Raw genomic sequence first — 13,492 nt, 5'->3', positions numbered from 1 at the left:
ACAACAACCAAGAGTGATCGAATCAAAAGAAATTATGACGTTATTACCACATCGCTATCCATTTTTATTAGTGGATCGCGTATTGGATTTTAAAGAAGGCGAATGGTTAAAAGCGATTAAAAATATTAGCGTCAATGAGCCTTGTTTCACAGGTCACTTCCCTGGCGAACCTATTTTACCGGGCGTTTTAATTTTAGAAGCTTTGGCACAAGCAATGGGCATTTTAGCCTTTAAAACTCACGAATTAAAAGGTGGTGAATTATTCTATTTCGCAGGTATTGATGAAGCGCGCTTTAAACGCCCAGTGTTACCTGGAGATCAAATGGAATTAAACGTTCAAGTGATTAAAGAACGTCGTGGCATCACTGCATTTACTGGTGTTGCAACCGTAAACGGTGAAATTGCTTGTGAAGCAAAACTAATGTGCGCTCGTCGTTAATTAAGGGGGTAAATATGATCCACCCAAATGCAAAAATCCATCCTACAGCCTTAGTTGAAGAAGGCGCAGTTATTGGTGAAGGTGTTGTTATCGGGCCTTTCTGTATTGTTGAAGGCACTGTTGAAATTAAAGCTCGCACTGTATTGAAATCTCACGTTGTTGTACGAGGCGATACGGTTATTGGCGAAGATAACGAAATCTATCAATTTGCTAGCATTGGTGAAGTGAACCAAGATTTAAAATATAACGGCGAAGCAACCAAAACGATTATTGGTAATGGCAACCGAATTCGTGAGCACGTGACAATCCATCGTGGCACCATTCAGGGCGGTGGCGTAACCTCTATTGGCAATAACAATTTATTAATGGTGAATGTTCACGTTGCACATGATTGCCAAATTAAAAACAACTGTATTTTAGCAAACAATGCAACGCTTGCTGGTCACGTAGAATTAGATGATTTCGTGATTGTTGGTGGCATGTCAGCAATTCACCAATTTGTAATCGTTGGTGCACACGTCATGTTAGGCGGCGGTTCTATGGTAAGCCAAGATGTACCTCCTTATGTTATGGCACAAGGCAACCACGCCCGTCCATTTGGCGTAAACTTAGAAGGTTTAAAACGTCGTGGTTTTGATAAACCAACCATGCACGCAATCCGTAACGTTTATAAAATGATCTATCGTAGCGGCAAAACGCTCGAAGAAGTGTTACCAGAAATTGAGCAAATTGCGGAAACCGATTCAGCGATCAGTTTCTTTGTTGAATTTTTCAAACGTTCAACTCGCGGTATTATTCGTTAATAAAGTATCTCTGTATTCAACCGCACTTTGCACGCCAAAGTGCGGTTATTTTTTAGGGTAAATTTGATGAACAAAACAAATCCAACCATCGCTCTTGTTGCTGGAGAAGTATCTGGTGATATTCTCGGTTCTGGTTTAATTCGCCAGCTCAAAGCTCATTATCCTAATGCTCGCTTTATTGGCATTGCAGGCCCAAGAATGTTGGCTGAAGGCTGTAAGACGCTCGTCGATATGGAAGAGCTATCAGTCATGGGCTTGTCTGAAATTTTGAAACATCTTCCTCGTCTGTTGAAAATTCGCAAAAATGTCATTCAAACCATGTTGCAAGAAAAACCTGATGTTTACATCGGCATTGATGCGCCTGATTTTAATTTGGATGTAGAACTCAAGCTCAAGGCAAACGGAATTAAAACTATTCATTACGTTAGCCCCTCTGTATGGGCATGGCGTCAAAATCGCATTCACAAAATTGCCAAAGCAACTCATCAAGTGCTTGCCTTTTTGCCTTTTGAGAAAGCCTTTTACGATAAATTTAATGTGCCTTGCCGTTTTATTGGACACACAATGGCAGATGCTATTCCGCTCAAACCAAACCGTGCCGAAGCCTGCCAAATGCTCCAGATTGATCCCGCACAACGCTATTTAGCTATCTTAGTTGGAAGTCGTGGTTCAGAAGTGGAATTTCTGGCTGAGCCTTTCTTAAAAACGGCTTTATTGTTAAAAGAACAATTTCCTGATTTACAATTCCTAGTTCCTTTGGTGAACGAAAAACGACGAATTCAATTTGAAGCTATTAAAGCTAAAATTGCGCCAAATCTAGACCTGCATTTAATTGATGGCAATGCACGACAAGCAATGATCGCAGCTGATGCAACGCTTCTTGCTTCAGGAACAGCTGCGCTTGAAGCAATGCTTTGTAAATCCCCTATGGTGGTTGGCTATCGAATGAAACCACTGACCTATTTCTTAGCAAAACGTTTAGTGAAAACCGATTATATTTCTTTACCAAACTTGCTTGCGAATGAAATGCTCGTTCCTGAAATGATTCAAGAAGAATGCACGCCAGAATTACTCGCTGAAAAACTATCTGTTTATCTTTCTGATGATGAAAGTGCGGTAAAAAATCGCCATGTTTTAATTCAGCACTTCACAGATTTACACCAAAAAATTCAATGCAATGCCGATAAACAAGCAGCTCAAGCGGTCATTGATTTATTAGAGGGAACAGAAAATGTTTGAATATCCACAAGGCTATGAATTGATCGCTGGCGTTGATGAAGTTGGGCGAGGCCCTCTAGTTGGGGCTGTTGTAACGGCAGCCGTCATTTTAGATCCTAATAACCCAATTGAAGGCCTCGCTGATTCTAAAAAACTTTCTGAGAAAAAACGTTTAGCCCTTGCACAAGAAATCAAAGAAAAAGCTCTTGCTTGGGCATTAGGACGAGCTGAAGCTAACGAAATTGACGAGATAAATATCCTGCAAGCCTCCTTGCTGGCAATGACTCGAGCGGTAGAATCTTTAAAAATTCAACCGCACTTTGTGTTGGTTGATGGCAATAAGATCCCAAAAGATTTAAATATTCCAGCGCAAGCCGTCGTAAAAGGCGATAGCCTTGTGGCGGAAATCAGTGCAGCCTCTATTTTGGCGAAAGTGGCACGAGACCAAGAAATGGAAGAATTAGACAAGCAATATCCAAAATACGCTTTTGCCCAGCACAAAGGCTATCCGACCAAATTACATTTGGAAAAATTAGCTGAACTTGGCGCGTTACCGCAACATCGTCGTAGCTTTGCCCCAGTGAAAAAAGCGCTAGAAAATCGTTAGAATTTTAATTGCAAAATGCTTTTATTTTGTTAGGCAGTAAAATATCGATAAAAACAAAGGGAGTACTAAAAATACTCCCTTTCCTTTAATCAACTTAACTCTATGGAATGACGGGTAATTAACCTTTCTGTACGTTATATGCTTCCAATGCACGTAAAGAATAAGTATAAGCAGCGCCTGCATTTAATGCGATAGACATTGCTAATGCTGCAGCTACTTCAGCTTCGCTTGCGCCAGCTTTTACAGCTTCTTCTGCGTGTACGCTAATGCAGCTTTCACAACGGGTTGTCACAGCAACAGCTAATGCGATAAGCTCACGAGTTTTAGCGTCAAGCACATTTCCTTCTGCCGCTGCTGCACCTAATGCTTGGTAAGCTTGTAACATTTTTGGATATTGTTTACCTAACGCACCAAATGATTTTTTAACGTGTGATGTGTGTTCTTTCCAATCTGCAAACATAATGTTCTCCTAAATATATTGAATTAATAACCAACTGGTGTGGCAAATTATAGGCAGATTGAATTATGATACTTGCTTATTTATCTCAATTTTTATCGCTAACATCTCATTATGGATTATTTAGATAAACTCACCCATTTAGCACAAGTGCGTGGGGAAATTAATATTCGCTGTGAATTTCAAGGTGAATGGCAAGTTGCCCATCAAGAAAAAGATGCAGGAAAAGGCGTATTCCATCTTATAGAACAAGGCGAATGCTGGCTTACACTAGGACAAAAGCAATTTCATTTAAAGGAAGGTGATATCTTTTTCCTTCCCCAAAATCAACCGCACTTTATGCGTCATTCATCCAACCAAACAAAGGACGCATCATTGAAAAAAAGCTGGCAAGGTGCATTTGAATTGTATCAAGTAGGGCAAGGCACACCGGATTTAAAAATGTTCTGCGGTGCATTTTATTATCAGCAAGATGCCCTTCTTACAGCTTCTATGCCTGAATATTTGCATCTCAATTTATGTGATACGCCGATTCATCCTTTGGTTCAACTTTTTCTACAAGAAGCCAAAAAAACGATGCAGGTACGAAATCAGTCGTCGATGCACTTTCGAATGTGCTTTTAATTTATATTTTACGCCATGCTATTCAAGAGAACTTAATTACAGGCGGTGTGCTACTTGCGTTGCAAGACAAGCGATTAAATACGGTGCTAGGTGCGATATTACAACGCCCTCAAGAAGATTGGCGAATTGAACAATTAGCCGACCTTTCTGCAATGTCTCGAGCAAACTTTATTCGTGTTTTTCAACAACAACTTGGTATGTCTCCAGGGCGTTTTATTACTCAAGTGCGGTTACAATCGGCAGCGTTTTTATTAAAGCAATCTCAACAATCCGTGCTTGCCATTGCTTTAGAAGTAGGGTATCAATCGGAAGCGCATTTTAGTAAAGCCTTTAAGAATTACTACCAACTTTCGCCAAGCCAATACAGAAAATCTGCCAGCCTATAAATTGGATGTTTTTTGCGCTATAATTGACAAGGTTCTTGAAGGGCAACATCTGTTGCCTTTTCTTTTTAAGGAAAAGATATGTTTAACAAAATTTTTTCGTGGTTTGAAAACCGTTTAAATCCTTATCCAGAAGGTAATCCAACAACACCTAAAAAAGGCTTATTGCGCTTTATTTGGTCTAGCATTGAAGGAATGAAAGGCTGGATTCTCTTACTGACATTGCTAACGGTTGGTACTGGTGTAATGGAAGCCGTATTATTCCAATTTATGGGAACGCTTGTGGATTGGTTAGGGACATTTACGCCTGAGGCATTATGGCAAGAAAAAGGTCATTTATTAATTGGTATGGCTGCCCTATTACTTGTTAGCATAGTGTGGGGATTTTTAGCCTCTACCGTACGTTTACAAACCTTACAAGGCGTATTTCCAATGCGATTGCGTTGGAATTTCCATCGTTTAATGCTTGGACAAAGTTTGAGTTTTTATCAAGATGAATTTGCCGGCAGAGTATCTGCCAAAGTAATGCAAACCGCACTTGCTGTTCGTGATACAGTGCTCACACTAGCGGATATGTTTGTATATGTCATCGTATATTTTATTACATCGGGCTTGGTGCTCGCAGCATTAGATTCTTGGTTCTTACTGCCATTTATTGCTTGGATTACGATTTTTGTTTTTATCCTACGAACCCTCATTCCTAAATTATCAAAGACTGCTCAACGACAAGCTGACGCTCGTTCTTTAATGACAGGACGCATTACAGATGCTTATTCCAATATTACCACAGTAAAATTATTCTCTCATGGTTCGCGTGAGGCTGCTTATGCCAAACGTTCTATGGAAGATTTTATGGTCACAGTGCACGCCCAAATGCGCTTAGCAACATCACTAGATACACTCACTTACGCTACAAATATTCTACTTACGTTAAGTACTGCAATACTTGGTATTATTTTATGGAAAAATGGTCAAGTTGGTGTGGGTGCAATAGCAACAGCAACTGCAATGGCATTACGAGTCAATGGGCTGTCTCGTTGGATTATGTGGGAATCTGCTCGTTTGTTTGAGAATATCGGAACCGTAAACGACGGAATGAATACGTTGACCAAACCTCACACTATTGTGGATAAACCACAAGCATCTCCGTTACAAGTGACACAAGGGGAAATTAAGTTTAACGATATTAGCTTTGCTTATGATCCGACAAAACCATTGCTCAATCATTTCAATCTCACCATCAAACCAGGTGAAAAAGTCGGACTAATCGGCCGTTCTGGTGCAGGAAAATCCACGATTGTGAACTTGTTGCTTCGCTTCTACGAAGCACAACAAGGCGCGATTACCATTGATGGGCAAGATGTACTAGATGTGCAACAAGAAAGCCTACGCCGCCAAATCGGTTTAGTGACTCAAGACACTTCTCTGCTACATCGCTCCGTGCGTGACAATATTATTTATGGACGCCCTAATGCCACAGATGAAGAAATGGTTTTAGCTGCTGAAAGAGCAGAAGCCGCTGATTTCATTCCATTTCTCACTGATGCTCAAGGCAGAAAAGGCTATGATGCCCACGTGGGTGAACGAGGTGTAAAACTTTCAGGTGGTCAACGTCAACGCATTGCTATTGCTCGTGTCATGTTAAAAGATGCACCAATCCTATTGTTAGATGAAGCCACAAGCGCACTGGATTCAGAAGTAGAAGTGGCGATACAAGAAAGTCTCGATAAGATGATGGAAAATAAAACTGTGATTGCCATTGCCCATCGTTTATCCACCATCGCAGCGATGGATCGCCTGATTGTGCTTGATAAAGGACAAATTGTTGAACAAGGTACTCACGCTGAATTACTGGAACTCAATGGTCTGTACGCTAAACTTTGGAATCATCAAAGTGGCGGATTTTTAAGTGAACATGCTGAATAATGTTACTTTTCCGCTCTAGATAAAATCCATATAAAAAGGCACACATATAAAAAATATGCGTGCCTTTTATTATCATACGTTTAACTAGATTTATAACTTACTTTTTAATACTTTCAATGCTCGCGCACGATGAGAAATTTTTTTCTTCTCAACGGTTTCTAATTCAGCAAATGTGCAACCTTGTTCTGGGCTAAAGAATAAACTGTCATAACCAAAACCATTTTCGCCTTTTTCTTCAAAACCAATCACACCGTGACACTCACCTTCGGCAATAATTGGCGATGGATCCGTTGGATGCTGTAAAAACACGATACAGCTCACAAATTTGGCTTGGCGCTTATCTTGTGCAACATGAGCAAGCTCAGCCAATAATTTCTCACGGTTTTTAGCATCATTTCCCTCTTCACCCGAATAACGTGCAGAATACAGGCCTGGCGCACCATTAAGTGCGGAAACTACTAAGCCAGAATCATCCGCAATAGCAGGTAAACCTGATTTTTCTGATGCACAACGTGCTTTTAATAACGCATTCTCAACAAAAGTTAAACCTGTTTCTTCTGGGCTTTCAATGCCTAAATCTGTTTGCGCAATCACTTCAAAACCAAAATCAGATAGGACATCCGCCATTTCTTTCACTTTGCCTTTATTGCCTGTAGCAAGTACGATTTTTTGTTTCATAATCAGTCCTTTTATTGATAATAAGCCGCTGTTAAATCAGCCCAGTTTTGCTCGGTAAATTGAATATTCATTCGTCCAACTTCTTTTTCAAAGGAACGTTTTAAACGATTCAGATTTTGCACTTTCCAAAAATCTCCAGATTTTTCACCGCACTTATCAAAGTCAATCAACCAACATTTTTGCCCTTGTTCAGTTTGTTGAACCAAAATATTGTGTGCATTCAAGTCTGTATGGCAAATCTGTAAATCATGTAGTTTTCGAATCAAACGACCAATTTGCATCCAAGTTTCTTTTGGCAATGTTTGTGTTTGTAAAAGTGCGGTTAAATCCTGCGAATTTTCGATTTTTTCCGTCAAAATATCCGCTTGATAGCAAATACCTAACTTGCCTTTTTGAATACGTGCGGCAATGGGTTTAGGCACAGGCAAACCTGCTTCATACAAACGTTGCAACAAATGAAACTCAGCAAAACTACGGGTAGTTTCAAGAGCAGAAAAACGATAACGATCTTTGTTCAGTTTACCCCAAAGTCCACCGCGATAATAATGACGCAAGGCACAATTTACGCCAAACCAATCTTCCGTTTGCAAGAAATAAGTGATGCCTCGACCTTTTGCACTCCCTATCACTCGTTTTTGTTTTTGCCAAAATTCCGCTCGGAAAAACTCGGTTGATTGCTCAAAAGTGCGGTCAAAATTAAAGATAAAATATTGGTTATCTTGTTGGAATTGGTGCATTGGAATGTTGTTATGAATAGAAAATGGACTCATTCTACTTTAAAATAGGCGCAAGTTAAATGAGAAAGGAATGCCAATGCCACTTTTTACCGAAGCTCCAAAATCCCTTTGTATTCTCCGATTATCAGCTGTAGGCGATGTCTGTCATGCCTTAGCAGTGGTTCAGCACATTCAGGCATATTATCCTCAAACAGAAATTACTTGGATTGTAGGCAAAACCGAAATGGGTTTACTTTCAGGCATTCCTAATGTCACGCTCATTCCTTACGATAAAAAAGCGGGATGGAAAGGTGTTTTATTACTCTGGAAAAAACTAAAAAATAAACAATTTGATGCGCTATTAAATATGCAAACAGCATTTCGTGCATCAATCCTTTCTTTAGGAATTAAAGCAAAATTCAAAATTGGATTTGGAGAAAAACGTTCTCGAGAAGGACAATGGCTATTTGTAAATCGTCGTATCACAGATCCCTCATCGCCCCATGTATTAGATGGATTTATGGCTTTCGCTGAATATATTGGCGTACCGAAATTAGAACCAAAATGGGAATTAGCTATCTCACAAGATGATTATAAATTTGCCGATCAATTTATTGATTTCTCTCGTAAAAATTTATTAATTTCCCCTTGTTCTAGCAAAGCAGAAAAAGATTGGCTAATCGAACGTTATGCAGAGGTTGCCAATATTGCTCATCAGCATAATATCAATGTCATCTTCTGTAGCTCGCCAGCCAAACGAGAATTAGAAATAGTCGAAAAAATTACCGCACATTGCCATTTTACTCCAACCAATATTGCAGGAAAAACAAACCTAAAACAGCTTACCGCTTTAATTTCTAAGGTTGATTTGGTGCTTTCGCCAGATTCTGGCCCTGCCCATATTGCGACAACACAAGGAACACCCGTTATTGGCTTATATGCGTATCACAATCCTTTGCGTACTGCTCCTTATAATAATTTAGATAACGTGGTATCAGTATATGAAGAAAATGCCCAAAAAGAATTTGGCAAACCATCTTCTAAACTACCTTGGGCAACGAAACTAAAAGGGAAAAATTTGATGGCAGAGATTCAACTCGAACCCGTCATTGAACAAATGAAAAAATTGGGATTATTCTAAAGAAAAAGCTCAGCTAATGCTGAGCTTTTATTTATCTTGCAATCAAGTTACTAATTGCTTGGTAAATTCTCGCAGCTGAATCACCAGACAACGCCTTGCCTTTTTCATCAGAAATGACAACGGAGCTTTGTCTGCCATGATCAGAAATTTGCATTTGGTAAGTACCGTTTTCAAGTTCTGGAAGTTCAGTACCCATACGCAACCAATCTTCTTTTTTTAATGCTGAATATTTTAATTCACGATAACCTTTACCTGCAGTTTCAGATTTAATTGCAAAACCTACTTTAGGTAAAGCTCCACCTAATTTTTCCCATGCTTGACCAAAATTAACATTCATCGCTAATGCAGTTTGACCATTCAAATCCTGAATAATTTGCGAAGCTACCGCTCCCACAGAAGCGCCAGATAAATCTTGTTGCTGTTTGTTATAAGCAGAAGTTAATGCAGACACAATGCGGTTTAAGCGTTCAGACGTATAACGTTGCTTATCGGATACACTTGGAGTGAAAATCACGCCATCACGACGCATTTGTAAAACAGACACGGCTAGTGCACTCGCATCTTGAGCCATAACTTGTTCTACTTGATATTTAATCTCAGTGCCCGATTTATCACCAATTCTTCCTGTTGGCGCCCAGTCCGTCGTTAAAATCGCACCATTCGTCGTTGATGAAATACCGTCTTCTTTTAATAAGCGTTCAACTTGTTGTAGGTTATACACACTCGTTTGCTGTTCTGGATACACGATTAATGCTCGTTCACCATCGAATTGTGTTAATGAATTTTCAATAATGGCTAATGGTGTTGATGGAGGACGAATATCAATATTTTCTCCCTTTTTCACAGCAATATTAGGCAACGCATAAGTATCGTCTGCTTTTGGTAGCATTACGCCACCACTCGCCAACGGTGAAAATCCAGGGATAGAACCCTCTGATTTTTGGAAAGAATCATTAGCTGTCTTTAATGCTTCAGGATCAGACGAACAGCCAGCCAATACGATAACCGCTGCTAAACTCAACATTATTTTTTTCATATTTGAACCTTAACTAAATTGAAAACTTTATGAATTTTGACCGCACTTCGACAGCCTATAATGCAAAAAGTTTAGGGGTAATGGCTTACCCCTGATTTTTATAATAATCCTGCGATTTTCAGTGCTTCTTCTACTTTTGGTTGAAGCTCTTCACTTAACACCGTCAATGGCAAGCGTAAGTGTGCTGACTTAATTAAACCTAAACGATAAGCCGCCCATTTCACAGGAATTGGGTTTGATTCAACAAAGAGATCATGATGTAAACGCATTAAGCGAGCATTAATTTCTTCGGCTTTAGCAAAATCTCCCGCAAGGGCATAGCGACACATATCAGCCATATCTTTTGGTGCTAAGTTATTCGTTACAGAAATCACGCCTTCTGCGCCAAGTTTCATCGCATCCAAACTCGTTGCATCATCACCACTTAAAACGATGAAATCCTTGCCTGCGAGTTCTTTAATTTTGGTGACACGACTAATATCTCCAGTTGCTTCTTTAATACCAACAATGTTGTTGATTTTCGATAAACGAGCAACCGTTTCTGGCTTCATATCGCTACCGGTACGACCTGGTACGTTATAAAGAATTTGCGGTAAATCTGTACATTCAGCAATGGCTTTAAAATGCTGGAAAATCCCTTCTTGGGTTGGTTTATTGTAGTAAGGTACAACGGATAGACAACCCGCAACGCCGCTATCGCGTAATAATTTAGTCATTGTAATTGCTTCGCTCGTCGCATTTGCGCCTGCGCCAGCAATCACAGGAATACGCCCCTTGGCAAATTCAACTGTCTTCTCAATAACCTTTACATTTTCTTCAATACTTAATGTTGCTGATTCACCCGTTGTTCCCACAGAAACAAGCGCATTAGAGCCTGCCTCAACGTGATATTCCACCAATTTTTCTAAACAAGCGAAATCTACTTCGCCGTAATTATTCATCGGTGTAACAAGTGCAACAATACTGCCTGAAAATAAAAGATTTTGTGCTGACATAGAACCTCCGTTGGTTTTTTAATTTTATTATTTGGTATAGCTCGTTATAGTCGCTAAAATGACTTGAATTTGCAAATATTTTTTCATCAAAGGAGATTTTTATGAATCCATTATCCGTTGGTAGCCAAGCACCCATTTTTACGTTATTAAATCAGCAAGAACAACCCGTTTCTTTAAATGATTTTCGCGGAAAAAAAGTGTTAGTCTATTTTTACCCGAAGGTACTCACGCCTGGCTGTACAACACAAGCATGCGGATTGCGTGATAGTAAATCAGAATTAGATGAATTAGGTTTAGTTGTACTTGGCATTAGCACCGATACACCGAAAAAATTAGCTCAATTTATTGAGAAAAAAGCCCTTAATTTCACACTACTTTCCGATCCTGATCACAAAATTGCAGAACAATTTGGTGTATGGGGGGAGAAAAAATTCATGGGTAAAACTTACGATGGAATTCACCGAATTAGTTTTTTAATTGATGAAAATGGAAAAATTATTCACGTATTTGATAAATTCAAAACAACAGAACATCATCAAGTTATCGTAGATTATCTTCGCTCCCTATAACCCTGCAAAAATTACCGCACTTTTCTATATAAAGTGCGGTAAAAATTCATTATTTTTTCAGTTCGATATTTACGCATTATTCTGCCTTTGCTAGAATTTATCCTTGATTGAAATTCATTCTCAATTATATTCCCAAGATATTTCTCAAATAATAAGGACAGAAAAAATGATGCAGCTTTTTGATTTTTTACAACAGTACAGTGACTACTTTATCATCGGTTTATTATTACTGATGAGCATTATTATGTTAGCCATGGTAATTGAACGTTATCTTTTCTTAAGAAAGGTAAACGTCGCACACTATTCCACCATTCACGCATTAGATATCGATTTAAATCGCAATATGACCGTAATCTCCACCATTGGCGCAAATGCACCATATGTTGGTTTGCTTGGTACAGTTATCGGGATTTTATTAACGTTTTATCAAATCGGTCATGGCGGTGGCGAAATCGATACTGGCGTGATTATGATGCACTTATCTTTAGCATTAAAAGCGACAGCATTAGGTATTCTTGTGGCTATTCCATCTATGGTGTTTTATAACGGTTTAGGTCGTAAAGTTGAAGTTAATCGTTTGAAATGGAAAGTGTTAAACGAACAAAAAGATAAGGAATAGTCTGTGAAAAAATTCGATGAAATCAACATTATCCCTTTCATTGATATTATGTTGGTGTTACTTGCTGTAGTACTTATCACTGCGTCTTTTATCTCTCAAGGTAAAATTAAAGTTAACGTACCTAAAGCCAGTACAGCCGTTGCATTTAAAGCTGATGAGCTTGCTAAATTATTGACTGTGACAGCGGATAAACAACTCTATTTCAATGATAGACCTATTACGCAAGAAGCCCTAGAAGCAGAAATTGCCCAATGGAATAAAGATCAAAAAGTCACATTAAAAATTGATGCTGAAGCCTCTTTCCAAGATTTTGTTACCATTACAGATATGCTCTCTAAAAATGAGATCAAAAATGTAGCTATTGTTTCTATGAAAGATAAGGGTAAAAGTGCGGGTAAAAATCCTCAAGAATCTGCACCCGCTCAATCTGTGCCAACTACGCCTTAAGGAATAATTATGCAGCAAACAAAACGTTCGCTATTAGGTTTGCTTATTTCTTTGATCGTGCACAGCATTGTTGTAGGATTAATCTTATGGAGTTGGAATAAGCCAAGTGATAGCGCCAATAGCGCATCAGGCGACATATCCACAAGTATTTCCATGGAAATGGTGCAAGGCATGGTGATGGAAGAACCTGCTCCTGAGCCAGAAAATGTACAAAAAGAGCCAGAACCAGAAAAACAAGAGGTTGTGGAAGATCCAACGGTGAAACCTGAGCCACAAAAAATCAAAGAACCGGAAAAAGAAAAGCCAAAACCAAAAGAAAAACCTAAAGAAAAGCCAAAGGATAAACCGAAAAAAGACGTTAAACCACAGGAAAAACCAATCAATAAAGATCTACCAAAAGGTGATCAAAACATTGATTCAAGTGCAAACGTGAATGCTAAAGCGACCACAACTGGCGCCACCAATAGCAATGCACAAGTGGCTGGTAGTGGAACAGACACGAGCGAAATGGCAGCCTATCGCTCCGCAATTCGTCGTGAAATTGAACGTCATAAACGTTACCCTACTCGCGCAAAAATGATGCGTAAGCAAGGTAAGGTCAGCGTATCCTTCAATGTAGGTCCTGATGGCTCACTAAGTGGTGCTCGCGTCACTCAATCATCAGGTGATGAAAGCCTAGATAATGCAGCATTAGAAGCAGTTAACAGCGCAAGACCTGTCGGTGCAAGACCTTCAGGATTCCCTTCAGGGTTAAATGTGCCAATTAGTTTTACGCTTCAATAAAAAAGTGCGGTTAATTCTCTTTGAGTTTAACCGCACTTTTCTTTGGTTAGA

General features: G+C 39.3%; 15 protein-coding genes and 1 pseudogene. 11 read left to right on the top strand and 5 right to left on the bottom strand.

What is annotated here, in order from left to right:
• Positions 1 to 34 precede the first annotated feature (34 nt).
• The 4 genes from fabZ (at position 35) to rnhB (ending at position 3,067) form a co-directional block, all read left to right on the top strand.
• The gene (fabZ, locus tag AAX15_RS07185; RefSeq protein ID WP_044233196.1) at positions 35 to 439 is read left to right on the top strand and encodes a 3-hydroxyacyl-ACP dehydratase FabZ; all 405 of its coding nucleotides are present in this window, start codon (positions 35 to 37) and stop codon (positions 437 to 439) included.
• Positions 440 to 453: 14 nt separating this feature from the next.
• The gene (gene lpxA, locus AAX15_RS07180) at positions 454 to 1,242 is read left to right on the top strand and encodes an acyl-ACP--UDP-N-acetylglucosamine O-acyltransferase (protein ID WP_005642748.1); all 789 of its coding nucleotides are present in this window, start codon (positions 454 to 456) and stop codon (positions 1,240 to 1,242) included.
• Positions 1,243 to 1,308: 66 nt separating this feature from the next.
• Positions 1,309 to 2,481: a lipid-A-disaccharide synthase gene (lpxB, locus tag AAX15_RS07175; RefSeq protein ID WP_046939791.1), complete on the top strand. Its 1,173-nt coding sequence runs from the start codon at positions 1,309 to 1,311 to the stop codon at positions 2,479 to 2,481.
• A complete protein-coding gene (gene rnhB, locus AAX15_RS07170) occupies positions 2,474 to 3,067 on the top strand; it encodes a ribonuclease HII (RefSeq protein WP_046939789.1) in 594 nt (197 codons plus the stop codon). The genes lpxB and rnhB overlap by 8 nt, the downstream gene beginning before the upstream one ends.
• 118 nt (positions 3,068 to 3,185) lie before the next feature.
• On the opposite strand, the gene AAX15_RS07165 is transcribed toward rnhB, so the two are convergent.
• A complete protein-coding gene (locus tag AAX15_RS07165) occupies positions 3,186 to 3,527 on the bottom strand; it encodes a carboxymuconolactone decarboxylase family protein (RefSeq protein ID WP_046939787.1) in 342 nt (113 codons plus the stop codon).
• A gap of 111 nt (positions 3,528 to 3,638) precedes the next feature.
• Between AAX15_RS07165 and AAX15_RS07160 the strand changes: the two are divergent.
• Both AAX15_RS07160 and AAX15_RS07155 read left to right on the top strand, forming a co-directional pair.
• Positions 3,639 to 4,534 (top strand): annotated as a pseudogene (locus AAX15_RS07160) (cupin domain-containing protein).
• Positions 4,535 to 4,612: 78 nt separating this feature from the next.
• Positions 4,613 to 6,457 carry an ABC transporter ATP-binding protein gene (locus AAX15_RS07155; RefSeq protein WP_046939785.1) on the top strand — a complete coding sequence of 615 codons (1,845 nt, stop codon included), beginning with the start codon at positions 4,613 to 4,615 and terminating at the stop codon, positions 6,455 to 6,457.
• Positions 6,458 to 6,547: 90 nt separating this feature from the next.
• Here AAX15_RS07155 and rdgB read toward each other — a convergent pair whose 3' ends face one another.
• Both rdgB and AAX15_RS07145 read right to left on the bottom strand, forming a co-directional pair.
• Positions 6,548 to 7,135 (bottom strand): RdgB/HAM1 family non-canonical purine NTP pyrophosphatase, encoded by a 588-nt coding sequence (gene rdgB / locus AAX15_RS07150; RefSeq protein WP_046939783.1) that lies wholly within the window; start codon positions 7,133 to 7,135, stop codon positions 6,548 to 6,550.
• Positions 7,136 to 7,146: 11 nt separating this feature from the next.
• Complete coding sequence (locus AAX15_RS07145; protein WP_032828045.1) at positions 7,147 to 7,872, bottom strand: 3-deoxy-D-manno-octulosonic acid kinase; 726 nt, start codon at positions 7,870 to 7,872, stop codon at positions 7,147 to 7,149.
• Between the two features lie 76 nt (positions 7,873 to 7,948).
• On the opposite strand from AAX15_RS07145, the gene AAX15_RS07140 reads away from it, so the two are divergent.
• Positions 7,949 to 8,992: a glycosyltransferase family 9 protein gene (locus tag AAX15_RS07140; protein WP_046939781.1), complete on the top strand. Its 1,044-nt coding sequence runs from the start codon at positions 7,949 to 7,951 to the stop codon at positions 8,990 to 8,992.
• 31 nt (positions 8,993 to 9,023) lie between these two features.
• Here AAX15_RS07140 and bamC read toward each other — a convergent pair whose 3' ends face one another.
• Positions 9,024 to 10,028: an outer membrane protein assembly factor BamC gene (gene bamC / locus AAX15_RS07135; RefSeq protein ID WP_046939779.1), complete on the bottom strand. Its 1,005-nt coding sequence runs from the start codon at positions 10,026 to 10,028 to the stop codon at positions 9,024 to 9,026.
• Positions 10,029 to 10,126: 98 nt separating this feature from the next.
• The gene (dapA, locus tag AAX15_RS07130; RefSeq protein WP_046939778.1) at positions 10,127 to 11,023 is read right to left on the bottom strand and encodes a 4-hydroxy-tetrahydrodipicolinate synthase; all 897 of its coding nucleotides are present in this window, start codon (positions 11,021 to 11,023) and stop codon (positions 10,127 to 10,129) included.
• Between the two features lie 101 nt (positions 11,024 to 11,124).
• On the opposite strand from dapA, the gene bcp reads away from it, so the two are divergent.
• The 4 genes from bcp to AAX15_RS07110 all read left to right on the top strand — a co-directional run bounded on the left by bcp (position 11,125) and on the right by AAX15_RS07110 (position 13,441).
• Positions 11,125 to 11,592 carry a thioredoxin-dependent thiol peroxidase gene (gene bcp, locus AAX15_RS07125; protein WP_046939776.1) on the top strand — a complete coding sequence of 156 codons (468 nt, stop codon included), beginning with the start codon at positions 11,125 to 11,127 and terminating at the stop codon, positions 11,590 to 11,592.
• A gap of 166 nt (positions 11,593 to 11,758) precedes the next feature.
• Positions 11,759 to 12,211 carry a TonB-system energizer ExbB gene (exbB, locus tag AAX15_RS07120; RefSeq protein ID WP_005627854.1) on the top strand — a complete coding sequence of 151 codons (453 nt, stop codon included), beginning with the start codon at positions 11,759 to 11,761 and terminating at the stop codon, positions 12,209 to 12,211.
• Positions 12,212 to 12,214: 3 nt separating this feature from the next.
• Complete coding sequence (gene exbD, locus AAX15_RS07115; RefSeq protein WP_046939774.1) at positions 12,215 to 12,658, top strand: TonB system transport protein ExbD; 444 nt, start codon at positions 12,215 to 12,217, stop codon at positions 12,656 to 12,658.
• Between the two features lie 9 nt (positions 12,659 to 12,667).
• Complete coding sequence (locus AAX15_RS07110; protein WP_046939773.1) at positions 12,668 to 13,441, top strand: energy transducer TonB; 774 nt, start codon at positions 12,668 to 12,670, stop codon at positions 13,439 to 13,441.
• Positions 13,442 to 13,492: the final 51 nt, after the last annotated feature.

It is taken from the genome of Haemophilus haemolyticus, from assembly GCF_001008275.1.
Classification (GTDB): domain Bacteria; phylum Pseudomonadota; class Gammaproteobacteria; order Enterobacterales; family Pasteurellaceae; genus Haemophilus; species Haemophilus haemolyticus_P.
This window is presented reverse-complemented; position numbering and strand designations above follow the sequence as displayed.